The sequence below is a fragment of the Halomonas mongoliensis genome (genome assembly GCF_052496345.1).
This window is the reverse complement of record NZ_CP199288.1, coordinates 1848112-1874784: the sequence shown is the minus strand read 5'-3', so window position 1 is coordinate 1874784 and position 26673 is coordinate 1848112. Positions and strand designations below refer to the sequence as shown.

The 26673-nt window shown below is 68.0% G+C and carries 30 protein-coding genes; 14 read left to right on the top strand and 16 right to left on the bottom strand.

Annotation, left to right across the window (positions count from 1 at the left end):
- Positions 1-188: 188 nt before the first annotated feature.
- The 7 genes from ACRYRV_RS08850 to ACRYRV_RS08820 all read left to right on the top strand — a co-directional run bounded on the left by ACRYRV_RS08850 (position 189) and on the right by ACRYRV_RS08820 (position 5999).
- Entirely contained in the window at positions 189-1781 is a 1593-nt protein-coding gene (locus tag ACRYRV_RS08850) for an antiporter (RefSeq protein WP_309636630.1), read from the top strand.
- An 84-nt stretch (positions 1782-1865) separates the two neighbouring features.
- The gene (locus ACRYRV_RS08845; RefSeq protein WP_309636629.1) at positions 1866-2324 is read left to right on the top strand and encodes a universal stress protein; all 459 of its coding nucleotides are present in this window, start codon (positions 1866-1868) and stop codon (positions 2322-2324) included.
- A 59-nt stretch (positions 2325-2383) separates the two neighbouring features.
- Positions 2384-3883 (top strand): MFS transporter, encoded by a 1500-nt coding sequence (locus tag ACRYRV_RS08840; RefSeq protein WP_309636628.1) that lies wholly within the window; start codon positions 2384-2386, stop codon positions 3881-3883.
- A gap of 169 nt (positions 3884-4052) precedes the next feature.
- Complete coding sequence (locus ACRYRV_RS08835; RefSeq protein ID WP_444985373.1) at positions 4053-4475, top strand: DUF4870 family protein; 423 nt, start codon at positions 4053-4055, stop codon at positions 4473-4475.
- Between the two features lie 12 nt (positions 4476-4487).
- Positions 4488-5048: a hypothetical protein gene (locus ACRYRV_RS08830; protein WP_444985374.1), complete on the top strand. Its 561-nt coding sequence runs from the start codon at positions 4488-4490 to the stop codon at positions 5046-5048.
- A gap of 31 nt (positions 5049-5079) precedes the next feature.
- On the top strand, positions 5080-5682 hold the full coding sequence (locus ACRYRV_RS08825) for a cytochrome c oxidase subunit 3 family protein (protein ID WP_444985375.1): 603 nt from the start codon (positions 5080-5082) through the stop codon (positions 5680-5682).
- 5 nt (positions 5683-5687) lie between these two features.
- Positions 5688-5999, top strand: a complete 312-nt coding sequence (locus tag ACRYRV_RS08820) for a cytochrome C oxidase subunit IV family protein (protein ID WP_444985376.1) — start codon at positions 5688-5690, stop codon at positions 5997-5999.
- 81 nt (positions 6000-6080) lie between these two features.
- On the opposite strand, the gene ACRYRV_RS08815 is transcribed toward ACRYRV_RS08820, so the two are convergent.
- From ACRYRV_RS08815 to ACRYRV_RS08745, 15 genes are all read right to left on the bottom strand, one after another.
- Positions 6081-6293 (bottom strand): hypothetical protein, encoded by a 213-nt coding sequence (locus ACRYRV_RS08815; RefSeq protein WP_309636623.1) that lies wholly within the window; start codon positions 6291-6293, stop codon positions 6081-6083.
- Between the two features lie 12 nt (positions 6294-6305).
- A complete protein-coding gene (locus ACRYRV_RS08810; RefSeq protein WP_444985377.1) occupies positions 6306-8246 on the bottom strand; it encodes a nitric oxide reductase activation protein NorD in 1941 nt (646 codons plus the stop codon).
- A gap of 19 nt (positions 8247-8265) precedes the next feature.
- On the bottom strand, positions 8266-9075 hold the full coding sequence (locus tag ACRYRV_RS08805) for a CbbQ/NirQ/NorQ/GpvN family protein (RefSeq protein WP_309636621.1): 810 nt from the start codon (positions 9073-9075) through the stop codon (positions 8266-8268).
- A gap of 61 nt (positions 9076-9136) precedes the next feature.
- Entirely contained in the window at positions 9137-10483 is a 1347-nt protein-coding gene (locus ACRYRV_RS08800; protein WP_299316271.1) for a cbb3-type cytochrome c oxidase subunit I, read from the bottom strand.
- 49 nt (positions 10484-10532) lie between these two features.
- Positions 10533-10979 (bottom strand): c-type cytochrome, encoded by a 447-nt coding sequence (locus tag ACRYRV_RS08795; RefSeq protein WP_299316272.1) that lies wholly within the window; start codon positions 10977-10979, stop codon positions 10533-10535.
- A gap of 239 nt (positions 10980-11218) precedes the next feature.
- Positions 11219-11536 carry a carboxymuconolactone decarboxylase family protein gene (locus tag ACRYRV_RS08790; RefSeq protein ID WP_299316273.1) on the bottom strand — a complete coding sequence of 106 codons (318 nt, stop codon included), beginning with the start codon at positions 11534-11536 and terminating at the stop codon, positions 11219-11221.
- Positions 11537-11641: 105 nt separating this feature from the next.
- Complete coding sequence (locus ACRYRV_RS08785) at positions 11642-12037, bottom strand: SirB2 family protein (RefSeq protein ID WP_444985378.1); 396 nt, start codon at positions 12035-12037, stop codon at positions 11642-11644.
- Positions 12038-12049: 12 nt separating this feature from the next.
- Positions 12050-13246: an NnrS family protein gene (locus ACRYRV_RS08780; protein ID WP_444985379.1), complete on the bottom strand. Its 1197-nt coding sequence runs from the start codon at positions 13244-13246 to the stop codon at positions 12050-12052.
- 116 nt (positions 13247-13362) lie between these two features.
- Positions 13363-14862, bottom strand: a complete 1500-nt coding sequence (locus tag ACRYRV_RS08775) for a cytochrome D1 domain-containing protein (RefSeq protein WP_444985380.1) — start codon at positions 14860-14862, stop codon at positions 13363-13365.
- A gap of 11 nt (positions 14863-14873) precedes the next feature.
- Entirely contained in the window at positions 14874-15740 is an 867-nt protein-coding gene (gene cobA, locus ACRYRV_RS08770) for a uroporphyrinogen-III C-methyltransferase (protein ID WP_444985381.1), read from the bottom strand.
- 43 nt (positions 15741-15783) lie between these two features.
- Positions 15784-16983 (bottom strand): heme d1 biosynthesis radical SAM protein NirJ, encoded by a 1200-nt coding sequence (gene nirJ / locus ACRYRV_RS08765; protein WP_444985382.1) that lies wholly within the window; start codon positions 16981-16983, stop codon positions 15784-15786.
- Between the two features lie 3 nt (positions 16984-16986).
- Positions 16987-17541 carry a siroheme decarboxylase subunit beta gene (gene ahbB, locus ACRYRV_RS08760; RefSeq protein ID WP_309636614.1) on the bottom strand — a complete coding sequence of 185 codons (555 nt, stop codon included), beginning with the start codon at positions 17539-17541 and terminating at the stop codon, positions 16987-16989.
- Positions 17516-18010: an Lrp/AsnC family transcriptional regulator gene (locus ACRYRV_RS08755; protein ID WP_444985383.1), complete on the bottom strand. Its 495-nt coding sequence runs from the start codon at positions 18008-18010 to the stop codon at positions 17516-17518. The genes ahbB (ACRYRV_RS08760) and ACRYRV_RS08755 overlap by 26 nt, the downstream gene beginning before the upstream one ends.
- Complete coding sequence (gene ahbB / locus ACRYRV_RS08750; protein WP_444985384.1) at positions 18007-18525, bottom strand: siroheme decarboxylase subunit beta; 519 nt, start codon at positions 18523-18525, stop codon at positions 18007-18009. Before ahbB (ACRYRV_RS08750) ends, ACRYRV_RS08755 begins: the two co-directional genes overlap by 4 nt.
- Complete coding sequence (locus ACRYRV_RS08745; RefSeq protein WP_309636611.1) at positions 18522-18995, bottom strand: AsnC family transcriptional regulator; 474 nt, start codon at positions 18993-18995, stop codon at positions 18522-18524. Before ACRYRV_RS08745 ends, ahbB (ACRYRV_RS08750) begins: the two co-directional genes overlap by 4 nt.
- Positions 18996-19231: 236 nt before the next feature.
- Here ACRYRV_RS08745 and ACRYRV_RS08740 point away from each other — a divergent pair, with 236 nt between their 5' ends.
- The 7 genes from ACRYRV_RS08740 to ACRYRV_RS08710 all read left to right on the top strand — a co-directional run bounded on the left by ACRYRV_RS08740 (position 19232) and on the right by ACRYRV_RS08710 (position 25763).
- Positions 19232-19585, top strand: a complete 354-nt coding sequence (locus tag ACRYRV_RS08740; RefSeq protein ID WP_444985385.1) for a c-type cytochrome — start codon at positions 19232-19234, stop codon at positions 19583-19585.
- 19 nt (positions 19586-19604) lie between these two features.
- Positions 19605-20813 carry a cytochrome D1 domain-containing protein gene (locus ACRYRV_RS08735; protein WP_444985386.1) on the top strand — a complete coding sequence of 403 codons (1209 nt, stop codon included), beginning with the start codon at positions 19605-19607 and terminating at the stop codon, positions 20811-20813.
- Between the two features lie 184 nt (positions 20814-20997).
- Entirely contained in the window at positions 20998-22167 is a 1170-nt protein-coding gene (gene hmpA / locus ACRYRV_RS08730; protein ID WP_444985387.1) for an NO-inducible flavohemoprotein, read from the top strand.
- A gap of 74 nt (positions 22168-22241) precedes the next feature.
- Complete coding sequence (gene ytfE / locus ACRYRV_RS08725) at positions 22242-22898, top strand: iron-sulfur cluster repair protein YtfE (RefSeq protein WP_444985388.1); 657 nt, start codon at positions 22242-22244, stop codon at positions 22896-22898.
- Positions 22899-23089: 191 nt separating this feature from the next.
- Positions 23090-24085: a ubiquinone anaerobic biosynthesis protein UbiU gene (gene ubiU, locus ACRYRV_RS08720; protein WP_444985389.1), complete on the top strand. Its 996-nt coding sequence runs from the start codon at positions 23090-23092 to the stop codon at positions 24083-24085.
- 11 nt (positions 24086-24096) lie between these two features.
- Positions 24097-25017 (top strand): U32 family peptidase, encoded by a 921-nt coding sequence (locus ACRYRV_RS08715; protein WP_444985390.1) that lies wholly within the window; start codon positions 24097-24099, stop codon positions 25015-25017.
- Positions 25018-25019: 2 nt separating this feature from the next.
- Entirely contained in the window at positions 25020-25763 is a 744-nt protein-coding gene (locus ACRYRV_RS08710) for an anaerobic ribonucleoside-triphosphate reductase activating protein (protein WP_444985391.1), read from the top strand.
- Positions 25764-25879: 116 nt separating this feature from the next.
- Here the strand turns inward: ACRYRV_RS08710 and ACRYRV_RS08705 are convergent, their stop codons facing one another.
- Complete coding sequence (locus ACRYRV_RS08705) at positions 25880-26632, bottom strand: ribonucleoside-diphosphate reductase (RefSeq protein ID WP_309636603.1); 753 nt, start codon at positions 26630-26632, stop codon at positions 25880-25882.
- Positions 26633-26673: the final 41 nt, after the last annotated feature.

The window sequence follows — 26673 nt, the reverse complement described above, 5'->3', positions numbered from 1 at the left end:
GATAAACAGCCACCTGCGGCTTATCCCCACCTACCTCCCTGGAGGTATTCCGCCGCTTTCAACCGCTTTTCGGCACGTTTCCCCCTTTCGTACGGCGGCGTATCTTTGCCCCAGAGCTCCTGCCCTTGATACCGGTCAACCGCTATCGGGCACCACGAGCACACCGCTGGACCTCAAGGGGATACGCCATGACCAGGAAGAATGCCGACATCGAACACTGGGATGTCGAGAACGAGGAGTTCTGGGAGAAGGAGGGCAAGCGGGTTGCCAGTCGCAACCTGTGGATCTCCATCCCGAGCCTTTTGATGGGCTTTGCCGTCTGGATGATGTGGGGCATGATCACCACCCAGATGCAGAACCTCGGGTTTCCGTTCACCGTGGGTGAGCTCTTCACCCTGACCGCCCTGGCCGGCCTCTCCGGCGCCACCCTGCGCATCCCGGCCTCCTTCATGATCCGCATCGCCGGCGGGCGCAACACCGTCTTCCTGACCACCGCCCTGCTGATGATCCCCGCGGCCGGCACCGGCTTCGCGCTGATGAACCCGGAAACGCCGCTGTGGGTCTTCCAGGCCCTGGCGCTGCTCTCCGGCATCGGCGGCGGCAACTTCGCCGCCTCCATGAGCAACATCTCCACCTTCTACCCGAAGAAGCAGCAGGGCTATGCCCTGGGCATGAACGCCGGCCTCGGCAACTTCGGCGTCACCTCCATGCAGATCCTGATCCCGCTGGTGATGACCGTGGGCATCTTCGGCGTGATCGCCGGCGGCCCCATGGAGCTGCAGAGCTCCAGCGGCACCCTGATCGGGCGCATCGAGGCGGGCACCGACACCTGGATCCAGAACGCCGGCTTCATCTGGCTGGTCTTCCTGATTCCGCTGGCCTTCGCCGGCTGGTTCGGCATGAACAACCTGCGCACCATCACGCCTGACCCGGGCACCCCTGCCCAGGCCTTCGGCAAGATCCTCGGCCTCTACGCCGTGGGCGCCGTGGCCAGCATCATCGGCATGTTCGCCCTGGGCCTGCTCGGCATGTGGGTCGCCCTGCCGCTGACCATCGTGCTGACCCTGGTGCTGCTGCGCCTGATCCCGGGCGATATCAAGCCCAATATCCAGAAGCAGTTCGCGATCTTCTCGAACAAGCACACCTGGTCGATGACCATCCTCTATATCCTGACCTTCGGCTCCTTCATCGGCTTCTCCGCCGCCCTGCCCCTCTCCATCAACGTCATCTTCGGCAACATGATGGAAGTGGCCGCCGACGGCAGCGTGACCCGCGTCGCCAACCCCGACGGCCCCAGCGCCCTGACCTGGGCCTGGATCGGTCCCTTCGTGGGCGCCCTGATCCGTCCCATCGGCGGCTGGATCTCCGACAAGGTGGGCGGCTCCATCGTCACCCAGGTCATCTCGGTGGTCATGGTGGTGGCCTCGGCGGTGACCGGCTACGTGATGATGCTGGCCTACAACTCCACCGACCCGAACAGCTACTTCGCGATCTTCATGCTCATGTTCGTGATCCTGTTCGCCGCCAGCGGCATCGGCAACGGCTCCACCTTCCGCAGCATCGGCGTGATCTTCGACCAGCACCAGAAGGGCCCGGTGCTGGGCTGGACCTCGGCCGTGGCCGCCTACGGCGCCTTCATCGCTCCCCGGGTGATGGGCGAGCAGATCCAGGCCGGCACGCCCGAGCTCGCCATGTACGGTTTCGCGATCTTCTACGCGCTCTGCCTGGTGATCAACTGGTGGTTCTACCTGCGCAAGAACGCCTACGTGAAGAACCCGTAACACCACTTGCGTTCATCCGGCGACCGGCCCGCCCGGTCGCCGCGATACCCACCACAGGCCCCGACTCCAGCCAAGGAGAGTCCCATGAAGATCATGGTCGCCTATGACGGCTCCCGAAACGCCAAGCTCTGCCTGGCCCAGGCCGTCGAGATGTTCCGCTGCACCCAGCCGAAGCTGCTGCTGGTAGCGGTGGCCGAGAACCCCCGAGACTATACCGACGCCAACGAGGATCTCTTCCAGGAGGAGGTCCAGGAGCTGACCGCGGCTCTGGCGGAGGCCAAGGCCTTCGCCGAGGCCGAGGGGTGCGAAACGGAAGTGCATATCGCCGAGGGAGACCCCCGCAAGCAGCTTCTGGAGGCCACCCGCAAGCTCGCGCCCGACCTGCTGGTGATGGCGCGCCACAGCCAGAAGCCCGACGGCGGCATCATCGCCCAGTCGCTGAGCTACTTCGTCGACGAGCTCGACTACATGACCTTCGGCAGCGTCAGCTCCTTCCTGGCCCGCCGCGCCGAGGTCCCGCTGCTGATCTTCCCGAGCCCGTAAGCGGTGAATATCCCGCTGCCCGCGTCATCACGTCCTTCGCTTAAAAGGATGACTTCACCATGAAAGTCGCTGACCTCTTCAAGGTACGCACTCCGGAGATCAGGGCCCTGCACCTGACCTGGATCGCCTTCTTCATCACCTTCTACGTCTGGTTCAACATGGCGCCGCTGGCCACCAGCATGCTGCGCGACGTCGACTGGCTGACCCAGGACCATATCCGCCTCTTTGCCATCTGCAACGTGGCGCTGACCATCCCGGCGCGCATCATCGTCGGCATGGCACTGGACCGCTTCGGCCCCCGCCGGGTCTTCTCGATCCTGATGGTGACCATGGCGATTCCCGCCCTGGCCTTCGCCTTCGGCAACACCTTCACCCAGCTGCTGGTCGCCCGCCTGGTGCTGAGCTCCATCGGCGCCAGCTTCGTGGTCGGCATCCATATGACCGCGCTGTGGTTCAAGCCCAAGCACATCGGCTTCGCCGAGGGCTTCTACGCCGGCTGGGGCAACTTCGGCTCCGCCGCCGCCGCCATGACCCTGCCCACCATCGCCATCGTCTGGTACGGCGGCGACGAGGGCTGGCGCTGGGCCATCGCCCAGAGCGCCTTCGTGATGGCCGCCTACGGCGTCTACTACTGGTTCGCCATCACCGACGGCCCCTCCGCCACCTCCCACCGCAAGACCCGCAAGGCGCTGGCCATGGAGGTCAGCAGCTGGGGCGACATGATCAAGCTGATCCTGTGGACCATCCCGCTGGTGGGCTGTCTCGCCATCCTGGTGTGGCGCATCCAGGACATGGGCTTCATGTCCATGACGGCGGCGGTGATCGCCTACCTGGCGATCCTGGCGATCGTCATCTACCAGGTGGTGCAGATCATCCGCGTCAACGTGCCGATCCTGAAGAAGGGCGTGCCGGAGGATGACAAGTACCACTTCAACAGCGTCGCCGCGCTCAACACCACCTACTTCGCCAACTTCGGCGCGGAGCTGGCGGTGATCTCCATGCTGCCGATGTTCTTCGAGCAGACCTGGGGGCTCACCGCCGCGGCCGCCGGCCTGATCGCCTCGTCCTTCGCCTTCGTCAACCTGGTGGCTCGCCCCATGGGCGGCGCGGTCTCCGACCGCATGGGCAACCGCCGCTTCGTGATGCTCAGCTACATGTTCGGCATCGGCATCGGCTTCACCCTGATGGGCATGATGAACGAGACCTGGCCGCTGATCCTGGCCATCGCCATCACCATCTTCACCTCCTTCTTCGTGCAGGGCTCCGAGGGCGCCACCTTCGGCATCATTCCCTCGATCAAGCGCCGCATCACCGGCCAGATCTCCGGCATGGCCGGCGCCTACGGCAACGTGGGGGCGGTGGTCTACCTGACCATCTTCACCTTCGTCACCCCGACCCAGTTCTTCTACATCCTGGCGGCGGGCGCCTTCTTCAGCTGGCTGGTCTGCTTCATCTGGCTCAAGGAGCCGGAGAGCGGCTTCGCCGACGAGTACTACCTCTCCTCGGTGGACAAGATGATCGAGGAGCAGGAGCAGCTGAAGGCGCAGGGCAAGGCCTGACGCCCACCGCTTCCACCCGACCCACTGCGCCCGGCCTAGCCGGGCGCAGCCGTTTCCGGCCTCACCGACCGCGACCTTGATTTCCGACAATGACGCCGCGGTACTCGGGATGCATAGTAGTATCTAGAATGCATGAAATCAGGCAGCACTCGACAGGAGCCATGGCGACATGTCCCACACCGACACCACCCTCGCACCCGATACCCGTGGCCGCGGCCTCGCCGCCACGGTCTACGTGCTCTACCTGGGCAGCATCATGGCCGTGATCACCGCCCCCATCGGCGTAGTGATCGCCCATATCCGGCGCGGTCGCGTCCCGCCCATGGCCGATAGCCACCTGCAGTTCCAGATCCGCACCTTCTGGCTGGGGGCCCTGGGCGCCCTGGTCGCCCTGGCCGCCTGGAATCTGCTGGGCTGGGTCAGCGCCCCCTCCTGGGCCTCATGGACGCTGGGCTACGGCTTCTTCACCGCCTGCCTGGTCTGGACCATCGCGCGCTGCGGCGTCGGCATCCAGCGGCTGATGTCCTCCCGCCCCGTCGACAACCCGCGCAGCCTGCTGTTCGGCGGCGCTACCGTTCGCCTGGACGACTGAGGGAGTTCCACCATGACCGACACCTCGCTCTCGCTTCGATCTCCGGCACCGCGTTCCCCAGCCGTTACCGGCCTGGCCTGGGGCTTCATCCTGTTTGCCCTCGCCACCCTGCTGCTGGTGCTGCTGAGCCGCGCGCCGGGCGACGCCATGGCCACGACCCTGGGCGTCGATGCCGGCAGCGGCGGGCTCACCGGAGGCGTGGCCTGGATGATCGAACGCAGCACCCGGGTCGCCAACCTGCTGCTGCTCGGCGCCCTGGTCACCCTGGGCCTGGCCGTCGCCCTGCTGCGCCGCCTGCCCTGGGCCAGGCGTGCCTTCATCGCCCTGATGATTGCCGGCTTCGTGGGCGTGCTGGGCGGCGCGGCCCTGACGCCACTGACCTTCAGCCTGCTGCCGGACGCCGCCACCACCGAGGCGATCAACGTCGAGGACCCGGTCGCCGGCCTGATCGGCCTGCTGGGGGGGCTGATCCTCTTCGCCACCCTGCTCACCGCGCTGTTCGCCTGGGCAGGCTGGAAGCTGACCACCCCGGCGGTGCGTGCCGAGTTCGAGCACGTCCCCGCCGAGGGCTGAAATGAACAGGGCTGAAATGAACAGGGCTGAAATGAACAGGGTCGAGATAAGCGAGCACGATGCCGCTCGGGAGCCTTCGCTTCCCAACCCGGGCTGGGGGCCGCTCTCGGCGCTGCCGGGCAACCCGCTGATGTGGGTGCTGATCCTGAGCGAGATGCTGGTCTTCGCCGCCTTCTTCGGCATGTTCGCCTGGCTGCGCGCCGGCGAGCGCGAGGTGTTCGACGCCTCCCAGCAGCTGCTCGACCCGGTAGCCGGCGGGCTCAACACCCTGGTGCTGCTGACCAGCGGCCTCTTCGCCGCCCTGGCGTCCCGGGCCATCGCCGCGGGAGAGGTACGCCGCTGCCGACAGTGGCTGGGGGCGGCCTTTGCGCTGGGGGTGGTCTTCTGCGTGGTCAAGGTGGTGGAGTATGCCGACAAGCTGGGGCAGGGCATCCTCCCCGAGACCAACACCTTCTTCACCTTCTACTACCTGCTGACCGGGTTTCACTTCGCCCATGTGCTCTTCGGCCTGGGACTGATCGCCCTGGTGGCCTGGAAGGTCTCCCACGACAACGTGGAGACCGCCGCCGCCTTCTGGCATATGGTCGACCTGATCTGGATCCTGCTCTATCCCATCATCTATCTGCTGAGGTGAGTCCCATGCACTCCAGGACCAAGGGCGCACCGACCCATCCGACACGCCGGCTGCTGATCACCTGGGCGGTGCTGATGGGCCTGACCCTGATCAGCATGGCCTCGGCCAGGCTGGGCGGCGAGACGCGCCTCGAGGCGCTGCCGCTGTGGTCGGCGGGGCTGCTGCTGGCCACCACCTTCTTCAAGGCCCACCGGGTGCTGATGGTCTACCTGGGCCTGGCCGCGTCGACGCCGGCCTGGCGCGGCGCCTTCACCGGCCTCACCCTCTTCACCCTGTTGCTGGTGGGCGCCGGCTACCTGGTGGCCCAGGCGGCGTAGCGAGCCCTTCCCTGCCCACCAACAGACGCGCCGCCCGGATGGGCGGCGCGTCTCGTTACTGTGGGAGTACACGGGGGAGTTTCAGGGCGGCGGGCCGACGCCGGCCCAGTCGGCCAGGCGGCGGCCCAGTCGAATCATGCCCCACACCGCGAAGGGCACCACGAACATCACCAGGATGCCCCAGTCGCGGGTGTTGATCAGCCAAGCCAGGGTGGAGATCACTACCAGGGCCACCAGCAGGCCCAGGGCGACGGCAATGGCGGGACGGCGATTCGGCACGGCGGCGTTGCGCATGATGGTCGCTCCTCAGTGTCCGATGATCTGGCGGTAGATGCCCGGCAGCGCCAGGGCGAGGTGCTCCGGGCGATTGACGATGGCATAGCTGCCGCGGCCGAAGAGGTGCGAGACGTACTGATGCGCCTCACGGTCCACGGTGACGCCGAACACCCTCACCTCCTGCTGGCGCGCCTCGAGCACCGCCTTGCGGGTATCCTCGATGCCGTAGCGCCCCTCGTAGTAGTCGGTGTCGTTGGGCTTGCCGTCGGTGATCACCAGCAGCAGGCGGTGGCGGTTGGGGCGCTTGGAAAGCTCCCCGGTCACGTGGCGGATCGCCGGCCCCATGCGGGTGTAGTGGCCGGGCTTCAGCGCCGAGATGCGCCGCGCCACCCGCTCGCTCATGCTCTCCTCGAAGGTCTTGAGGGTATTGACCCACACCTTCTGACGCCGGTGGGAGGTGAAGCAGTGGATGGCGTAGTCGTCGCCGCAGCCGGCCAGGCCGTGGCCCAGTACCATCAGCGCCTCCTTCTCCACGTCCAGCACCCGGCGATCCTCCAGCCAGGCATCGGTGGAGAGCGAGACGTCCACCAGGATATCCACCGCCAGGTCCCGGGCCTGCTCCCGGGCCGACATGTAGAGGCGGTCGCTCGCCTCACCGGTGGCCGCCAGGTCGCAGCGGGAGCGGATCACCGCATCCATGTCGAGCTCATTGCCGTCGACCTGGCCGCGCAGGATCTCGCGGCGCGGACGCAGCGCCTCGAACTCCCGACGCACCCGGCGGATGCGACGCCGGGTGGCCTCGTCGGGTTCCCACTGCTCTCCCTCCTCGCTCTGCAGGTCGGTATGCACCTGGCAGTGGTCGGGCAGGTAGGACTGCTTGCGGTAGTTCCACTCGGGGTAGAGCCGCTTGCCGCGCAGGCGCTCGCCCAGGGCCTCGTCCGGCGGCAGGTCGAGGTCGACCTTGAGCCGCGTCGCCGCCCGCTGCTTGTGCGGGCTGATGACGATCTCCTCGATCTGCTCGGCGGCGCGCTTGGCCTCCTCGTCCTCGTTGTCCTCCACCAGCCGGTTGAGGTTCACCATCTCGGTCCAGGAGAGCATCTTCTCGAAGCGGTTGGCGATCAGCGGGTCGTCGCGCTCCGACTGGTCCTGGCGGCGTCGCTCCGCCTTGCGCTTGCCCTCGCTGGCCTGCTGGGCGCTGTTGGTCTCGCCGTCGTGGGGATCCTCGTCGCTCTCCTCCCGGCCATGGCCCAGGCCGAGGTGCACTACCTGTCCCCACAGCGGCACCGGCAGCGGCGGACGATAGCCCCGCGGCGCCTGAAAGGCCTCGAGGGAAGCGTCAGGATCGGCCACCGCCGCGGCCATGGAGGCGGCCCAGCCCTCCAGGGGGGAGTCATCGCCCAGCAGGGCGCGCAGGGTGGCCTCCAGGGCCTGCTCCATGGGCGGAAGCTTGCGCCGCACCGGGCGCACCGCCAGCAGCGCCCCGCAGAGGTCGCGATAGCGACCGGCGAGGCCCGGAAAGCGCTCGAGGGCCGCCTCGGTGGCGCGCATGGCCTCGCGCAGCCGCGCCAGGTCGTTCTGAAGCGGGTCGGCGTGGAGGCCCGGGTGCCGAGAGACCGCCAGGAAGGCGGTCAGCCAGAAGTAGAGGTCGCGGTTGAGGCGCGCCTCGGGAAAGAAATCCAGGGTCGGCGGCAGCAGCAGGCTCTCCTCGTCCCGGCGCGCCTGGTCAATGGCTTCGTCATCGAAGCCAAGGCGCTGGCGCAGCGAGAGGCGGTGCGCCGAGCTGCGCGCCACGATGGCGGCCACCTCGAGGCCGCTCTCGCCCCCGCTGGCGCGAAAGAAGACGCCCAGCACATGGCGTAGCTCCTCCAGGGCCACGGCGGCCTCGGGGTGACGCCGATAGCTGGCGGCCCCGGAGGCCCAGCGGTGCCAGTGGCGGCCGACGAACTCCTCGACCTCGAGAAAGTGCAGCATGGCGGACTCCCCCCTCGGCTCAGCCGAAGGTTGCGTTAATTGCTTCCATAAGCCCTTCCTGGACGTCCAGGTCATCGGTCAGGGGCTCCACCAGGGTGGCCCGGGCCGCGGTCAGGATCGGCATGCCGGCCTGGATCAGGGTGGCGCAGTAGACCAGCAGGCGGGTGGAGACCCCCTCCTCCAGGTCCTGGCCCTTGAGCTCGCGCAGGCGGGTGGCCAGGTTGACCAGGGCGGCGCAGCGCTCATGGGGCAGGCCACTCTCCCGGGCCACGATGCCGCACTCCACCTCGGGGGGCGGGAAGTCGAAGGACATCGCCACGAAGCGCTGGCGGGTACTGGGCTTCAGAGACTTGAGAATGTGTTGATAGCCGGGGTTGTAGGAGACCACCAGCATGAAGTCGTCGGGCGCCTCGAGGAGTTCTCCGGTGCGCTCCAGGGGCAGCAGGCGGCGGTCGTCGGTCAGCGGATGCAGCACCACGGTGACGTCCTTGCGCGCCTCGACCACCTCGTCGAGATAGCAGATGCCACCCTCGCGCACGGCGCGGGTCAGCGGGCCGTCGACCCAGCGGGTCTCGCCACCCTGAAGCAGGTAGCGACCGGTGAGGTCGGCGGCGGTGAGATCGTCGTGACAGGAGACGGTGTAGAGCGGTCGACCCAGCTTGGCCGCCATATGGCTGACGAAGCGCGTCTTGCCGCAGCCGGTGGGGCCCTTGAGCAGCAGCGGCAGGCGCTGCTGGTAGGCCTGCTCGAAGAGGGCACACTCGTTGCCGACCGGCTGGTAGAAGGGTGCCTCCTGGTCGAGCTCGGGCAGGGGTGCGATATGGGTCATGAATCACTCCATAAGCCAGAAGGAAGCGGGCCACGGCGACCGCCGCGGCCCGCCAGGGGCATTACTCGGCAGCGGTCAGCGGCTTGCTGGTGGCGGGCACCTGCTCACGCGCCGGCCCGAAGACCGCGTAGATGAACATCAGCGCGGCGATGCCGACGAAGATGCCGGTACCGAAACGCATCACGTAGAAGAGATCCAGCTGGTCCTGAACCTGCATGAAGTTCATGCCGAGCACCCGCTGCAGGTGGGTCTGGACGACACCTGCGAAGGTCAGGGTGAAGGTCATGAACCACATGGCGGAGGTCATGATCCAGAAGGCCCACATGTTCAGCACCTGGTTGTAGGGCTGGACGCGACGGATCTGCGGCATGGCGTAGGTGATGATGCCCATGATCAGCATCACGTAGGCACCGTAGAAGGCCAGGTGGCCGTGGGCCGCGGTGACCTGGGTGCCGTGGGTGTAGTAGTTGATCCAGGACAGGGTGTGCATGAAGCCCCAGACGCCGGCGCCGAAGAAGGCCACGGCGGCACAGCCCATGGTCCACAGCATGGCGGCCTTGTTGGGGTGGTTACGGTTGCCCTTCCAGAACATGTAGAAGGCGAACACCACCATGGCGAAGAAGGGGATCACCTCAAGCGTGGAGAAGATGCTGCCGATGGGCTGCCAGTAGCCGGGGGTGCCGATCCAGTAGTAGTGGTGGCCGGTACCCAGCAGGCCGGAGAAGAGCGCCAGGCCGACGATGACATAGAGCCACTTCTCGATGATCTCGCGGTCGACGCCGGTCATCTTGATCAGCAGGTAGCCGAGCAAGGAGGCCATGATCAGCTCCCATACGCCTTCCACCCAGATGTGGACGATCCACCACCACCAGAGCTTGTCCAGCGCCAGGTTGTCGGGGTTGTAGAAGGCGAACAGCCAGAATACCGCCGCCAACCAGAGGCCCAGCATCAGCACCATGTTGATGGCCGTCTTGCGCCCCTTGAGCATGGTCAGGCTGGTATTGAACAGGAACATCAGGAAGGAGATCGTGATCAGGATCTTCGACCAGAGCGGCTGCTCGAGGTAGTGACGCCCCTCGTGGATGCCGAACTGGTAGCTGATCAGCGCGCCGGCGCCGGCAATGGCGAACAGGCCAAGCTGCAGGTAGGCCAGGTTGGGGCTGTAGATCTCGTTCTCGGCCTCCTCGGGCATCAGGTAGTAGGTGCAGCCCATGAAGCCGATCAGCAGCCAGACGATCAGCAGGTTGGTATGACTGGTCCGGGTAATGTTGAAGGGCATGGCCTCGGACATGAAGTGAGGCCAGACATAAGCGGCGGCGGCGGCAAGACCAAAGACGATCTGCAGCGCAAACAGCGCCATCGCGACCATGAAGAATGGCAGGGCCACCTTCTGCGTTTCATATTTCATCGGTTCGGCTCTCCTGGTTTCGGGAATCCGGCTGAGTCACGGGTCCGGATCAACCGGCCGGGTGGGGCGGCCAGCCCTGGGTATCGATGGAATCGGTCCACTCGAAGAAGTCGATCAGGGCTGCCATCTCTTCGTCATTGATCTCGAAGTAGGGCATCTGACGACGGTTCGGTGCACCGGTGGGCTGGGCGCGCATCCAGGCCGCCAGCGCCATGCGAGCCCCTTCGGGGTTCTCATGGCCGCCGTAGCGGGTCCAGACGTTGCCGACTTCCGGTGCGAAGTAGGAGCCTTCACCGAGGATGGTGTGGCAGTTGATGCAGTTGTGCTCCTCCCACACGTGCTTGCCCAGCCGCACGGAGTCCGTGAGCGGCTGGGTCGACGTATTGACGATGTAGAAATGGCTGTGTGCCGTCAGCGCGGCAAACACCAGGAAGAAGAACAGCGACCCGCCGTAGAAGATGTTACGGGCAGCCGCCTTTGTCAGGCCTTCGGTCATGGACCATACCCCCTTGCTAGTCTGGCATTCTTGTCGGAGCCGGCGGGTCCACCTGCGAGGATCCGAATCCGCCGCTTCCGCCCCTTTAATATGCATTCAGCATGCATGTTAAAGGGTAGCAGTGAGGAGGCGTCGCTGACTTTGACGCTGGTCAACTGGGAGGGGGCCTAATCACATCGGCAAGGCTTGCCAGACCCCGCGGGATAGGCAGGGCCGGCAGCAGACTGCCGGCCGGGGGGTCACTTCTCGGTAAGATCCTCGATCCAGGTCAGTGCCGCCACGCCGGCGGGCAGACCCAGGGTGGGGATGGCCAGCATGGCCACCTGCTTCAGCGCCTCGGGGGACTCGCCCTCCTCCAGGCCGCGCCGTGCGTGGGAGTGCACCGCCCCCTCGGAGCGCGCGCCCACGGCGAGCGCCAGCTTGACCAGGCGGCGGGTGCGGGCATCCAGGGGACCGGCCTCGGCGCAGGCCTTACCCAGCTCGGCATAGGCGTCCCATACCTCGGGGTACTGCTCGGCGACCTTGCCGGCGCCGGCGGGAAGTTGCTCTTGGCTCATCGAATCGCTCCTTGTGTGCTGGCGTGGGTGCCGGGAAGGTCGGCCCCCAAGCGGGAGTATAGCCGCCAGTATAGTGAGCCCCGGCCCCCGACGTCATGCCGCGCCTCAGCCGGCCGCCAGCCAGGAGAGCGGCGAGTGGTTGAGCGCCGCCCCCAGCATGTAGGCGAAGGTGGCCACCGCCGCCAGGGCCGCGCCCCCGCGCACCGCGGGGCTACGCCCGCGCTTGATCGCCAGGGTGCCCAGGCCGATATAGAGCAGCAGGGCGATCAGCTTGGCGGCAAGCCAGGGGTGGTGCTGTGGCCACATCCTGAGCATCACCATCAGCAGCACGCCGAGCGTCATCAGCAGGGTGTCGTTGACGTGAGGCAGCACCCTGACCCAGCGGCGCTGGAGCCAGGACGACTCGCGCACCGACCACCAGGCCCGCACCACGAAGAACAGCAGGCTCAGGGTGGCGGTGGTGATATGCAGGTGCTTGATCAGAAAGTAGTGCTCGATCATCTCGAACCTCGCCTAGCCATCCTTGCCGTCTGCACGCGTGGTCAGCAGGGGCACCGTATAGTGAAACAGGAAGATCAGAAAGGCGATGCACCAGAACAGGATGCTCAGATTGTAGGTCCAGTGGGTGATCTGGGGGAACATGGCGAGTATCGGCGAGCGCAGCAGGGCGCCGATGAACATCAGCACCAGCCCCACGCCGATGCCCGGCAGGGTGCGGATCTCGCGGCCGGTATGGCCGAGCGAGACCCGCGCCATCATCGCCAGCATCATGGAGGCGATGCCGCCGATGGCCAGGGCATGCAGCGCCAGCTCCACCCGGAAGACGCCGGTCATCGCCAGGGCCCACATCACCAGCCCCACCACGATGAAGGCGTAGCTCAGGTGCAGGCCCCACAGCAGCGGCTCCTGCAGGGTGCGCAGCCCGCCCCAGCGGGCCAGGCGAACCGCATTGGCGGCGGCGGCCACCAGCATCACCCAGCCGTGCAGCCCCCGGGGCAGCTCGACCTCGAGCAGTACCGCCAGCTGCAGCAGCACCACGGCATAGATGGACCACAGCGATAGCCGCTCCAGCATCGGCCAGTCGGCGGGCTTGGGGTGCCCCAGCTTGCGGGACGTGAAGAAGGGAATCACCCGGCCGCCGAGCAGCACCATCAGGGTGGCGATCAGCAGCACGCCCAGGTAGCCGCCCTCGCGGATCGGCAGCAGCTGCCCGCGCAGCACCCCCAGGTGCATCGCCAGGTTGGCCACCGCCAGCAGCAGCAGGATCGGCACGAAGATCAGGTTGCGCCAGTGGCGTGCCGCTACCAGCATCCGCCCCAGGGCCAGCGCCGCCAGGGGCAGGAAGGCCAGGTCGATGGCTACCAGCAGCAGGGGCGGCAGCCCCATGGGGAAGGCGATCAGCAGCCGCGCCGCCAGCCAGACCCCGGCCAGGCCCAGCAGCGGTGCCCCGCGGGGACTCGGCTGGCCGGTCCAGTTCTGTGCCGCGGTGAGCAGGAAGCCCACCGCCACGGCGGCGCCGAAGCCGAAGATCATCTCGTGCTGGTGCCACCACATCAGGCCGCCGTGGGGGCGCAGCAGGATATCGCCGTGCCAGAAGGCGAACCACACCACCATGGCCAGCACGCTGAACAGCGAGGCGAGCAGGAAGAAGGGGCGGAAGGCGAGCCGGGCGATGGGCGCTCCGACCGGCTCGTGTTGAGGTGACTGCATGGCGAGTATCCCGACGGTTGCGCTAGATTTCCCATTGTGCCTTGCCCGAGGCCGCCGGGGCCATGACAGGTATCAAGAATATTTCTTATCGCGGCCGCTCGGTGACCGCCCTGTGCCTACCGGGTCTGGTTCCAGATGTTGTACTTGCCGGAGGGGCGTTTCATGGGCATCCGCCCCAGCTCCTCGAGGGTATCGGCATCGAGCCACAGCAGGTAGCCATCATCCTCCCAGATGCTCAGCAGCAGGGTCTCGCCGCGCCGGTCGAACTCCACGTGGGCGGCGGTCTTGCCCGGCTCCGGAATCAGCGTCTCGACGACCTGAAGGCTCTGCTTGTCGAGCACATGGACGCGATCCTGATGGGGACCGAAGAAGACATCCACCCAGGCGTAGGGGGAGTTCTCGTGGCTGCGCGTGAAGAAGCCCGGACCGTCAGTCTCGATATGGGTGATCAGCGACCAGTCGTTCATATCGAGCACCGAGACCCGCCCCATGTTGAGATGGGGCACGGCCATCACGCTGGTGCCATTGCGCTCCCAGGTCAGGCTGGACCCCAGATGCGGCATGCCCTCCAGGGGCAGGTCCGCCACCTTGCGCGCCTCGTCGAGGTCGAACACCTGAGCGCCCCGGCCACCACGAGTTGCGCCGATGACATGGCGATAGTCACGATCGAAGAAGAAGTTGTCCAGGTGGTCGGGCGCCTTCACACGATGCAGGGCGACATCGCCCAGAATCGTCTCATCGCCCTCGATGCGCTCCTCCGGCCAGCGTATCTCCCAGACCTCGGGGATATCGGGAAGCGCCGCCACGAAGCTGTTGCGTGGCGCCGCGGTATAGACGGCGCTGACCCGGGAGGTCTCGCCGCTGAGCCCCTCCGCAGGGATCCTGGCAACCAGATCGAGGTTCCGGGCATCCAGCAGCACCAGGCTGTGGGGCAGGTAGTTGGCGGCCAGCACATAGTTGCCGTCGGCGGACAGGGCAACGTTGCGCATATTGATACCGGCGCGAATCTCGGCGGTGACCGTCAGGTTGTAGATATCGTACTTGGTGACCCAGCCATCCCGGGAGCCGAAGTAGACATAGCGACCATCGGCGGAAAACTTGGGCCCACCGTGCAGGGCATAGCGGCTGGGGAAGCGGGTGATGCGCTCGAAGGTGTCGCCGTCCAGCAGGCTGACGTGGTGGTCGCCGATCTCCACCACCAGAAAGAGGTTCTTCAGATCCTCGACCTCGAATACCGGCGCGTCCGGCAGGCTGCCATGGGGGTGAGCGACATCGTGGCTGGCCAGGATATCGGCCTCTTCCCAGGCCAGGTCATGCTCAGGCGGCGTGAAGATCCACTCGGCCAGGGCCGCCACCTCCTCCTGAGACAGCAGCTCGCGGTAGGCCGGCATCTCGGTGTCCTTCCGCCCCTCCAGTATCGTCGCCATGGCGTCGTCGGGGCGGACACGGGCCAGGTTATCCGGCAGCAGTGCCGGGCCGATCCCGCCCAGGCGACTGACGCCGTGGCAGACCGAGCAGTGCTGGTTGTAGAGCACCTCGGCGTCCGGTTCGCCGGCCAGGGCCGGCAGGGTGATCGCGGCCAGCAGGCCACCGAGTATCAGGGGTGGCAGCGCCATCGGGATCTCCCTCACAGGGCCACCCTCCCCACCCCGCGCTCCAGGGAGTCGATGGCGCCGCTCGGTTCACGGGCCAGGCGGGTCATGGCCGGGGCCAGGGTATCGGCGAGGGTGACCACCTCACCCACCACGATCAGGGTCGGCGGCCGGAAGGCCTCGCGCTCGATCGCCCCCACCAGATCCCCTAGGGTGGTCAGCAGGTGGCGCTGCTCCGGCGTGGTGCCCCGCTCCACCAGGGCCACCGGAGTCTCGGCGGGCATGCCGTGGGCCTGCAGCTCGCGACGGATCAGCTCGGCGTTGCTCAGCCCCATATAGAAGACCGTGGTGTGATGGGGCACCGCCAGGGCCGACCAGTCGAGAGCCAGGTCCCGGTCGCCCTTGCAGTGGCCGGTGACGAAGGTGACGCTCTGGGCATAGTCGCGGTGGGTGAGCGGGAAGCCGGCATAGCTGGAGCAGCCCGAGGCCGAAGTGATGCCCGGCACCACCCGGAATCCCACGCCGTGCTCGATCAGGTACTCGGCCTCCTCGCCGCCGCGGCCGAAGATGAAGGGGTCGCCGCCCTTGAGGCGCAGCACCCGCCGGCCCTCGCCGGCCAGCCGCACCAGCAGGGCATTGGTCTCCTCCTGGGTCAGGGCATGGCAGCGCGAGGCCTTGCCCACGTAGTAGCGGCGGGCATCGGGTCGGCCCATGGCCAGGACCTCCTGGGAGACCAGGCGATCGAACACCAGGCAGTCCGCCTGCTGCAGCATGGAAAGCGCACGCAGGGTCAGGAGGCCGGGGTCGCCGGGGCCGGCGCCGACGATGGCGACCTCACCCGGCGCCAACGGCGCCTCGTCGAGGCCGAAGTTGAGGGTCTGGGTCTGTCGGAATGCTGTCATGGCTCGCTCTCCCGGAGCATCACGGTCTGAAATCTGGCTCGGCTCAGAGCTCGATGGCCTGGATGGCCTCATAGGGCGCCGCCACGCGCCGCTCGCCGGCGTCGCTTGCGCCGATCTCTTCATTGGTGAGGTAGCAGCCGGGATCCTCCTCCCAGGGATCCCCGGAAACCTTCCAGGCTCGCACCCGGGTATTGCCGTTGCAGATGTCGAGAAAGCGGCACTCGGCGCAGCGGCCCTTGAGCGGCCGCGGCCGCTGGCGGAAGCCTGCCATCAGGGGATCGCGGGTATCGCGCCAGATCTCGGAGAAGGGACGGTCGCGCACGTTGCCGAGGTCATGGTCCCACCAGAAGGTATCCGGGTGGACGTTGCCGAGGTTGTCGATGTTGGCGATATGCTCCCCCGAGGCGTTGCCGCCCCAGTTGACCAGCCGCTGGCGCAGGGCGTCGGCCTGGTCGGGGAAGTGCTCCCGGGCCCACATCAGCAGGAAGGGGCCGTCGGCGTCGTTGTTGCCGGTGACGTATTCGCGCTCCACGCCGCGCTCGAGCTCGTCACGGCAGTGGTCGAAGAGCCGGGTCATGGCGTCGCGGGTCATGCGGTACCAGGCGTCCTGCTTGCTGTGGCGCCGGCCGCGCCCGCCGTAGTTAAGGTGAGAAAGGTAGAACTTGTCGACGTCATGCGCCTCGATCAGGTCAAGGATGTCGCCGAGCTGCTCGTAGTTCTCGCGGGTCAGGGTGAAGCGCAGCCCCACCTTGATGCCGCGCTCCTTGCACAGCTTCACCGCGTGCATCGACTCGCGGAAGGCGCCCTTGCGCTGGCGGATGACGTCGTGGGTGGCCTCCAGGCCGTCGATGCTGATGCCCACGTAGTCGTAGCCGATCGAGGCGATCTCGTCGATGTTGGACTCGTCGATCAGGGTGCCGTTGGTGGAGAGGCCGGTGTAGATGCCCAGCTCACGGGCGCGGCGCGACAGCTCGAAGATGTCCGGGCGCATCAGGGGCTCACCGCCGGAGAGGATAAGCGCCGGCACCCGGAACCCCTTGAGGTCGTCGAGCACGGCATGGGCCTCGGCGCTGGAGAGCTCGCCAGCGAAGTCGATATCCGCGGAGGTGGTATAGCAGTGCTTGCAGGTCAGGTTGCAGCGGCGGATCAGGTTCCAGATCACCACCGGGCCGGGGGGCTTGCGAGCCGGCGGGATGGGGCCGGGCTCGAGCAGCGACTTGATATAGCGGGTGACGCGAAACATGGCTTACCTCCTGGGCTCGGGCTTTCGCCCGGCACCGGGTCGGCCGGCCAGGCGCAGGCCGGTCTTCTTGAGAATGCGGGAGCTGTAGAGGATGCGGTGGTCACGGCAGGCCTCGCCGAGCAGCTCTCGCAGCGCCTCGGCCTGCCGCTCGACCTCCTCCCGGGTGTGGCCATGCAGCATGGCGAAGAGGTTGTAGGGCCAGTCGGGGAGGTGGCGCGGGCGCCGGTAGCAGTGGCTGACGCCGGGCAGGCGGCCCACCTCGCGCCCCAGGCGCTCGATCCGGGCGTCGTCCACGTCCCACACCGTCATGCCGTTGGCCACATAGCCGAGCCGATAATGGTTGGGTACCGCCGCCACCCGGCGAATGGCACCGCTGGCCTGCATGGCCTGCACCCGGGCCAGCACCTCGGCGCCGCTCATCCCCAGCTGGCGACCCACTGCCGCCCAGGGGTCGGGCACCAGCGGCAGACCCGCCTGGGTGGCCAGCACGATGGCGCGATCCCGCTCATCGGGCGTGGAGACGGCGGGCGACTCAGACGGGCAGGTGGAGACGGACATGGAATTCCTCCTGCTTGGGCATGTTGAAGACGGGCAGGCCAGTGGCGGCCTCGATCTCGGCGATCACCTGGCCGATGCGCTCGGGCGTCTCGGTGGCCAGCACGAACCACATGTTGAGGCGGTGCTCGCGGCGGTAGTTGTGGGCCACCTCGGGGAAGGCGTTCACCGCCGCGGTGACCCGCTCGAAGTCGTGCTCCGGCACCGCCAGGGCGGCCAGGGTCAGGCCTCCGCCCAGCAGCTCGGCGTGGTACATGGGCCCGAAGCGACTCAGCACCCCCGCCTCCAGCAGCCGCTCCAGGCGGTAGAGCAGCTCGCCCTCGGAGACGCCGATCTCGGCCGCCACGGAGGCATAGGGCGCCGCCACCAGGGGCAGGCCATCCTGCAGGCGGTTGATCAGACGGCGATCGGCGGCATCCAGCTCGGCCAGGGTGTCGGCAGGGAGGGAGTGATGGGGGGAGATGGCGTTCATGGGCGCTCCTCGCGGGTATAGGTGCCGCCGCGCTGGCGGTAGGCCTTGAAGCTGAACAGCACGCGGTGGGGGATGGCCTGCAGCCCCTGAGCCTCGACGATCTCGTCGAGGGCGCCCAGCACCCGCTCGCGGCGGGTGCCATGGATCATGCAGAACAGGTTGTAGGGCCAGTCGGGCAGCCGCCGGGGGCGGCGGTAGCAGAGGGTGACGGCGGGCTCGGTGGCCAGCCGACGACCCAGTTCGGCCACCGACTCATCGGGCACGTCCCACACCACCATGGCGTTGGCGTTGATGCCCAGGCGCCGATGACGCACCACCAGGCCCAGTCGCTTGACCAGCCCCTCGGACTGCCAGCGCCGCATGCAGGCCATCACCTCTGCCTCCGCCATCCCGCACTGCTTGGCCAGAGCCTCCCAGGGGCGCGGCACCAGCGGCAGCCCCTGCTCCACCAGGGCGCGCAGGCGCCGCTCGGCGGCGCTCTCGTGACGGGAGAGGAGGGGGTGTCGGGCGTTCATGGCGCCTCCAGTTCATCCCAGGGAATGGGAAAGCCGAGGTCGATATGGAAGCCCTCGAGCATCGGCAGGCGCAGGATCTCGCGACCCAGCTCCGCCTCCAGGGCATCGAGGCGGGCCTCGAGGACGGTCTCGTCCGGCGCGGTCATCACGAACCAGAGGTTGAAGTCGTGTTCACGGGCATAGTTGTGATTCACCCCCGGGGCGCGGTTGATCACCTCCGCCACGGCATCACGCTCCGCCTCGGGCGCGGCCACCGCGGCCAGCAGGCTGGCCCCGGCCCGGGCATGGTCGAACACCGGTCCTACCCGGCTCAGCACCTGCAGGCGCTCCAGGCGCTCCAGGCGCTCGAGCACTTCCGCCTCGCTGCTCTCCAGGCGCTCGGCCATGGCGGCGAAGGGGCGCTCGCAGACCGGCAGCCCGCGCTGGTAGGCGTCGATCAACCGGCGATCCAGGGTGTCGAGTGTGACCATGGCGCTCCTCTCGGCGCAGATAAGATGCCTTTCTCGAGCATCTTACCTGCAGGCCGAAAGCCGCAAGCGGAGAACTCCTCGGTGGTTGACGCAAGTCAAAAGAGGCATCTGATATGTGCTTTTATGCCCTCGCCCTCTTCGCAACGGACCCTTGGCTTGATATTCATCAACGCACCCCGCTGTGCTCGGGGCGACACTCGGTATCCAACCCAACGCCTGCTTCCATGAGTCCCGACATGCCCAAGAGAGCCCAACATCTGCTGCTACTCTGCCTGGCCTGGCTGCTGCCTCAGGCGGCCCTGGCGGAGGCGGGAAGCCCCACCTCCCCGGTGGACCCCGAACGCCTGGAGACCCTGCTCTACCAGGACTGCGGCTCCTGCCACGGCATGACCCTGCGCGGCGGCCTCGGCCCCGCCCTGCCCCAGGACCGCATGCAGGCGCTCAGCCCCGAGGCGCTCACCCATATCATCCGCCACGGCATCCCCGGCACCGCCATGCCCGGCTGGCACGCCCTACTCAGCGAGGAGGAAGCCCGCTGGATGGCCGAGCACCTGCAGACCGACAACCGCCTGAAGACCCTGGACGACTGACTCTCCCGAGGAGACCCCCATGCCGCTGATTCGCCCCCTGAAGACCCTGATTGCCGCCGGCGCCCTGTCGCTGCTGGCCGTCGGTCCCGCCCTGGCCGAGAGCGCCGTCGAGCTGCGCGGCACCGGCGACCTCGGCGTGGTGATCGAACGCGCCACCGGCAGCGTGGCGCTGGTCGACACCACCCACAAGACGGTGCTCAAGAACATCGAAGGCTTCGGCGATCTCTCCCACGCCTCGGTGAAGTTCACCCGCGATGCCCGCCACGCCTTCGTCTTCGGCCGCGACGGCGGCCTGACCCGCCTGGACCTGCTCACCGGCGAGATCGACGGACGCATCATCCAGGGCGGCAACAGCATCGGCGGCGCCATCTCCCAGGATGGCCGCTATGTGGCGGTGGGCAACTACGAGCCGGGCGGCGTGAAGGTGTTCGACGTCGAGACCATGGAGCTGGTGGTCGACGTGCCGGCCACCTACGAGAAGGCCGACGGCACCACCGACCAGGCCAAGGTGGTGGGCGTAGTGGACGTGCCGGGCAACATGTTCGTGTTCAGCCTCTTCGAGGCCGGGGAGATCTGGACCCTGGACATGTCCACCGAGGAGCACGAGGTGACCCGCTACCGGGACATCGGCAGCATGCCCTATGACGCCCTGATCACCGCCAACGGTCGCTACTACATCGCCGGCCTGTTCGGCGAGGACGGCATGGCGCTGCTCGACCTCTGGCAGCCGGAGAAGGGGGTGCAGCGCATCCTCCCGGACTACGGCCGCGGCGAGGAGCGCCTGCCGGTCTACAAGATGCCGCACCTGGAGGGCTGGGCCATGGCCGGCAGCCAGGCCTTCTTCCCCGCCGTGGGCCGCAACGAAGTGCTGGTCGCCGACACCCGCGACTGGTCCCTGACCCAGCGCATCGAGGTGCACGGCCAGCCGATCTTCGTGATGAGCCGCCCCGACGAGCAGCAGGTGTGGGTCACCTTCGCCCACCCGAACAACGACCGCGTCCAGGTGATCGACACCCGCACCCATGAGGTGATCGAGACGCTCTCCCCCGGCGAGTCGATCCTGCACAAGGAGTTCACCCCCCGCGGCGAGCATATCTGGATCTCCGCCCGGGACAGCGGCCACGTAGTGGTCTACGACACCCGCACCTTCGAGGAGCTGGCCCGCCTGCCGGCGGAGTCGCCCAGCGGGATCTTCTTCACCCATCGGGCCCACCGCATCGGCCTGTGAGCCGATAGCGGACTAGCACCACCCACGGGTCGGGCCAGCCATGGCCCGGCTCGTTTCCGAGCACACCTTCTCCTCTTCTTGAGGGGGCGACAATTCGCCCCATGACAGTGCTTCGGTTAAGATGTATTTTTAATACATCTTAAAAACACCCCCCGACGAACGACGACTAGAAGAGGAGCCAGCCATGCTGACCCCTGCCCAGGAAGAACTGATCGCGGCCACCGCCCCCACCGTCGCCGAACACCTCGACGCCATCACCCAACGCTTCTATCCGCTGATGTTCGAGCGCTATCCCGAGGTGAAGCCGCTGTTCAACGAGGCCCACCAGGCCGACGGCGGCCAGCCGAGGGCCCTGGCCGGCGCCGTGCTGGCCTACGTGCAGCTGCGCCAGGATCGCGCCAGGGTGCGCGAGACCCTGGCCACGGTGGTCAGCAAGCATGTTTCGCTCGACATCCGTCCCGAGCACTATCCCATCGTCGGCGAGTGCCTGATGGCCGCCATCGGCGAGGTGCTCGGCGATGCCGTGACGCCGGAGATCGCCGATGCCTGGGGCACCCTCTACGAGGAGCTGGCCGGCCTGCTGATCGAACTGGAGGAGTACCGCTATCGCGAGTTCGAGCAGCGCCCCGGAGGCTGGCGCGGCACCCGCACCTTCCGCATCGCCGAGACCCGCCAGGAGAGCGCGGTGATCCGCTCCTTCGTGCTGGCGCCCGTGGATGGCGAGCCGGTGGCCGACCATGTTCCCGGCCAGTACATCGGGGTCCGGCTGATCCTCGACGGCGAGCCGCTCTATCGCCACTACAGCCTCTCGGCGCTGCCCGACGGCCGCACCTACCGGATCTCCGTCAAGCGCGAGCCGGAAGGGCGCGCCAGCCGCCACCTGCATGACGCCATGGCACTCGGCGACACCCTGGAGCTGCTGCCGCCGGCCGGCGATCTGACCCTGGCCGAGGGTGGCGAGCCGCTGCTGCTGGCCTCCGGCGGGGTCGGCCAGACGCCGATGCTGCCCCTGGCCCGCCAGGCGCTGGCCCAGGGCCGCCGGGTGGTCTATCTGCACGCTGCCCTGGATGCCGAGCATCACGCCTTCCGCGACGAGGTCGCGGCCCTGGCCGAGGCCCACCCCGAACGGCTGCAGGCGGTAACCGTCCACGAGCGCGGCGAGGCGGCCGACCATACCGGCCGCATCGACCGCGCGCTGCTGGCCCGGCTGCTGCCACAGGACGCCCGCTGCTACTTCGTCGGCCCCCAGGGCTTCATGAGCGCCATCGACCGGGCCCTGGCCGAGCTGGGCGTGCCGGCCGAGCGCCGCCACTACGAGCACTTCGGCCCCTCGCGTCCCCTCGACGCCGCCTGAGTCCGTCGTCGTTGCCCCGGGCGCCGTCTGCCACCTGAACTGAAGCGTTTTACCCACCCTACGAGGACCTCACCATGAGCCTGATCGAACAGACCGTCGGCCGCACCGCCCTGACCCTGCCCGGTGCCACCCGGGTATTCCGCGACCACAACATCGACTTCTGCTGCGGCGGACGCATCAGCCTGCGCGAGGCCGCCGAGCGCATCGGCCTCGCGCCCGAGGCCCTGGTCGCCGAGCTCGAGGCGCTGCCCGCCGGCGCGAGCGAGGAGCGCGACTGGCGAGAGGCCAGCAACGACGAGCTGATCGACCATATCCTGACCCGCTATCACGACGTCCATCGCCAGCAGCTTCCGGAGCTTACGCGCATGGCCCGTCGCGTCGAGCAGGTCCACGGCGAGCGGGACACCTGCCCCAACGGCCTGGCCGACCTGCTCACCACCATCCACCAGGAGATGGAGAGCCATATGCAGAAGGAGGAGCAGATCCTCTTCCCGATGCTGCGCCGAGGCATGGGCGCCCAGGCCCAGGGGCCCATCGCGGTGATGCGCCACGAGCATGACGACCACGGCGAGAACCTCGAGCAGGTGCTGGCGCTGACCGACAACATCACCCCGCCCAAGGGCGCCTGCACCACCTGGCGCGCCCTCTACACCGGGCTGCGCGAGTTCCGCGACGACCTGATGCAGCACATCCATCTGGAGAACAACCTGCTGTTCGAACGCGCGGGCTAGGCGACTCCGCTCCCGCCCGCCACGGCTCCCGATATCGGGGGCCGTGGCGTTCAGAAACGCCTGGTTTCAGGAAAAAGTGCCGACGCCTGGCCCGCCCGGGCAACCAACCCGGGTCCGCCATGACCCGCGTCAAAAGGCCATGGGGAAGGGTCGACTAGCATGGTCGAGTTTCCCACCACAGGAGGCTCACCATGGAGCTCGTCTGCCCCGCCGGTAACCTGCCCGCCCTGAAGCGCGCCGTGGACGAAGGGGCCGATGCCGTCTATTTCGGCTTCCAGAACACCACCAACGCCCGCCAGTTCGCCGGCCTCAACTTCACCGACAAGCGCGCCCGAGAGGGCATCGACTACGCCCACGCCCGCGGCAAGAAGGTGTTCTGCGCCATCAACACCTATCCGCAGCCGGACGGCTGGGCCATGTGGACCCGCGCCGTGGACCAGGCCGCGGAGCTCGGCGTCGACGCCCTGATCATGGCCGACATGGGGCTGCTCGACTACGCCGCCCGTCGCCACCCGGACCTCGCCCGCCACCTCTCGGTGCAGGGCTCGGCCACCAGCCACGAGGCGCTGCGCTTCTACCATGACCAGTTCGGCATCAAGCGCGCCGTGCTGCCCCGGGTGCTCTCCATCACCCAGGTGCGCGACCTGGCCAAGCAGAGCCCGGTGGAGCTCGAGGTGTTCGCCTTCGGCAGCCTCTGCATCATGGCCGAGGGGCGCTGCTACCTCTCGTCGTATCTCACCGGCGAATCCCCCAACACCCGCGGCGTCTGCTCGCCGGCCGCCCACGTGCGCTGGGAGGAGACTCCGGAAGGCCTGGAGTCGCGGCTCAACGGCGTGCTGATCGACCGCTACGGCGAGGGCGAGAACGCCGGCTACCCGACGCTCTGCAAGGGGCGTTTCGAGGTGGGCGGCGAGACCTACCACGCCATCGAGGAGCCCACCAGCCTCAACACCCTGGAGCTCCTGCCCGAGCTCGCGGAGCTCGGCATCAGCGCGGTGAAGATCGAAGGACGCCAGCGCAGCCCGGCCTATGTGTCCAAGGTGGCCGGCATCTGGCGCCAGGCCCTGGATCGCCTGGAGCGCGCTCCCGGCCGCTTCCACACCGAACCCGCCTGGATGACCGGCCTCGGCGAGGTCTCCGAAGGCAGCACCACCACCCTGGGCGCCTACGAGCGCCGCTGGAAATAGGAGAGAGCCCCATGTCCGAGACCCCCAAGCTCCAGCTGTCCCTGGGCCCGGTGCTCTTCTACTGGACCCGAGAGCGCTATGCCGACTTCTATCGGGAGGCCGCCGACTGGCCCCTCGAGATCGTCCACCTGGGCGAGTCGGTCTGCTCGCGCCGCCGGGACATGAAGCTCGACGACTGGCTGGGGCTAGGCCGCGAGCTGGCCCAGAGCGGCAAGCAGGTGGTGCTCTCGAGCCAGACGCTGATCGAGTCCGAGGCCGACCTGCGCGACCTGCGCAAGCTCTGCGACAACGGCGAGTTCCTGGTGGAGGCCAACGACCAGAGCGCCCTGCAGCGCCTCTCGGCGGCGGGCCGGCCCTTCGTGGCCGGCGCGGCGCTCAACCTCTACAACCCGGCCACGCTCGCCGTGCTCTCCCGGGCCGGCATGCGGCGCTGGCAGGCGCCGGTGGAGATGTCGAAGGAGGACCTGGCCCGGCTGCTGGCCGACTGCCGCGAGCAGGGCCTCGAGGCCCCCTGCGAGGTGTTCGCCTATGGCCACCTGCCGCTGGCCTGGTCGTCGCGCTGCTTTACCGCGCGGCGCTACCAGAAGCCCAAGGACCGCTGCCAGTTCGTCTGCCAGAAGCACCCCGAGGGCCTGGCGCTGCGCACCCAGGAGACGACCCAGGTGTTCACCCTGAACGGCATCCAGACGCTCTCCGGCGCCTGCCAGGACCTGCGCCACGAGCTGCCGAGCATGGCCGAGATGGGGGTCGGCATCGCCCGCCTGAGCCCGCGCCCCGAGGGCATGGCCGAGGTGGTCGCCGCCTTCGATGCGTCGCGCCGCGGCGAGCTGCCCGCCCAGGACCCGCTCTCCCTGGTCGACGCCGAGATCTGCGACGGCTACTGGCACGGCCGCCCCGGCATGGACAACAGCCGGGACGCCCAGCGGGCATAGGCATGGCAGCGTCTCCGTTGACTCCGGCACCCGCCGCGGCCCCCTGCCTGCCGATCGCCGGCATCATGGCCCGGGACGATCACGCCTTCCCTGGCCGGCGGGCGGCGGTGGTCTATCTGCAGGGCTGCCCGCTGGCGTGCGGCTACTGCGAGACGGCAGGCAGCATGGGGCCGCCGCGCCGAGCGGCCACGGGAGAGTGGCCGGCCATCGAGGCGCTGCTGGCCTCTCGGCTGGGCGAGATCGATGCCGTGGTCTTCAGCGGTGGCGAGCCCACCCTGCACCCCGATCTGCCTGCCGCCGTGGACGCCTGCCGGGCCCTGGGCCTGGCGGTGGGGCTGCATACCGCCGGCCCCTATCCGGCGCGCCTGGAGGCGCTGCTGCCGAGGCTCGACTGGGTCGCCCTGGACACCAAGGGGCGCGGCGCCGACTTCGACCGCATCAGCGGTCGGCCCGGCATCTGGCAGCGCCACGCGCTGAGCCTGGCGCTGCTGCTGGAGAGTGACACCCCCTTCGAGTGCCGCACCACGGTGCACTGGCGCGACTTCACCCTGGAGGCCCTGGAGCAGCTGGCCATGACCCTGGCCGACTGTGGGGTACGCCGCTATGCCATCCAGCTGGCGCGACGGGAGCGCTGCCTCGACCCCGGCTACTGTGAGCCGGTGGAAGAGGCCCCGCCCCGGGAGGCCCTGGAAACCCTGATCAGGCGACTAAAGCGCCACTTCGAGCACCTCGAGCTGCGCGGCTGAGCCCCCGCCTGAAACGCCACCGCCCCGGGCCACTCTCGTGACCCGGGGCGGTGCGTGTACTGCGCTGGTCCGTCAGCGCGAGGAGCCGTGGCGCGCTGACGTCAGCCGCACTACTGTTAGCCGCACTTGGACCAGCCGCAGCCGGAGTAGCAGGTGGGGCAGCCGTCCATCATGATCAGCTCGCCGTTGCACTCGGGGCAGTGGCCCACCACGGTGGGGCCGTCGGCCTTGGCCTGGGCGGCCTCCTGGGCCTTGCGCTCGGCCTGCTCGATCTCCTCGGGAGTGGGCGGCGTCCACAGATGGCCGCTGGCCTGGCGCTGGGCGTAGCGGGCCACCAGCTCCTCCACCGGCACCTGGTTGCCATCCTGGTCGAGGAAGCCGCGGCGGTAGAGGATCTGCTGGATCGACCAGGCGATGGCCGCCACCTCGGAGTCGTGGAACACCGGCTTGCCCCAGCGGTTCATGCCGCAGCGCACCAGGCCCTTGTCCCAGGCCACCTTGCGCAGGTCCGCCACCGCCTGGGTGACGTAGCCGCCCCGGGCGGCCAGGGAGAGGCTGCGCATGGTGGCGGTGATCCACTGGTGCTCGCTGGAGAGCTGGCCGGAGGGGAAGAAGAACTCCACCGGGCGCTCGATCACTACCCGCTTGCCGCCCAGCACGCCCTCCACGGGCATGAAGGAGACCAGCAGGTAGACCTTCTTGCGCCCCTCGGCGCCGACGTAGGAGATCTTCTCCGACACGGCCTCAAGGGTGCCCTCGGGGCGCGAGGGGATGCGCACCGTAAGCGGGTTCTCCTCGGGAAGCGGCGGTTCTTCCACCGCCTTCTTGACGCTGTAGGAAACGATCTTGGACGAAATTTCGACGGCCATCAGGGGGCTCCTCCGGTAAGTTTTACGTTGACGCTAGCGTG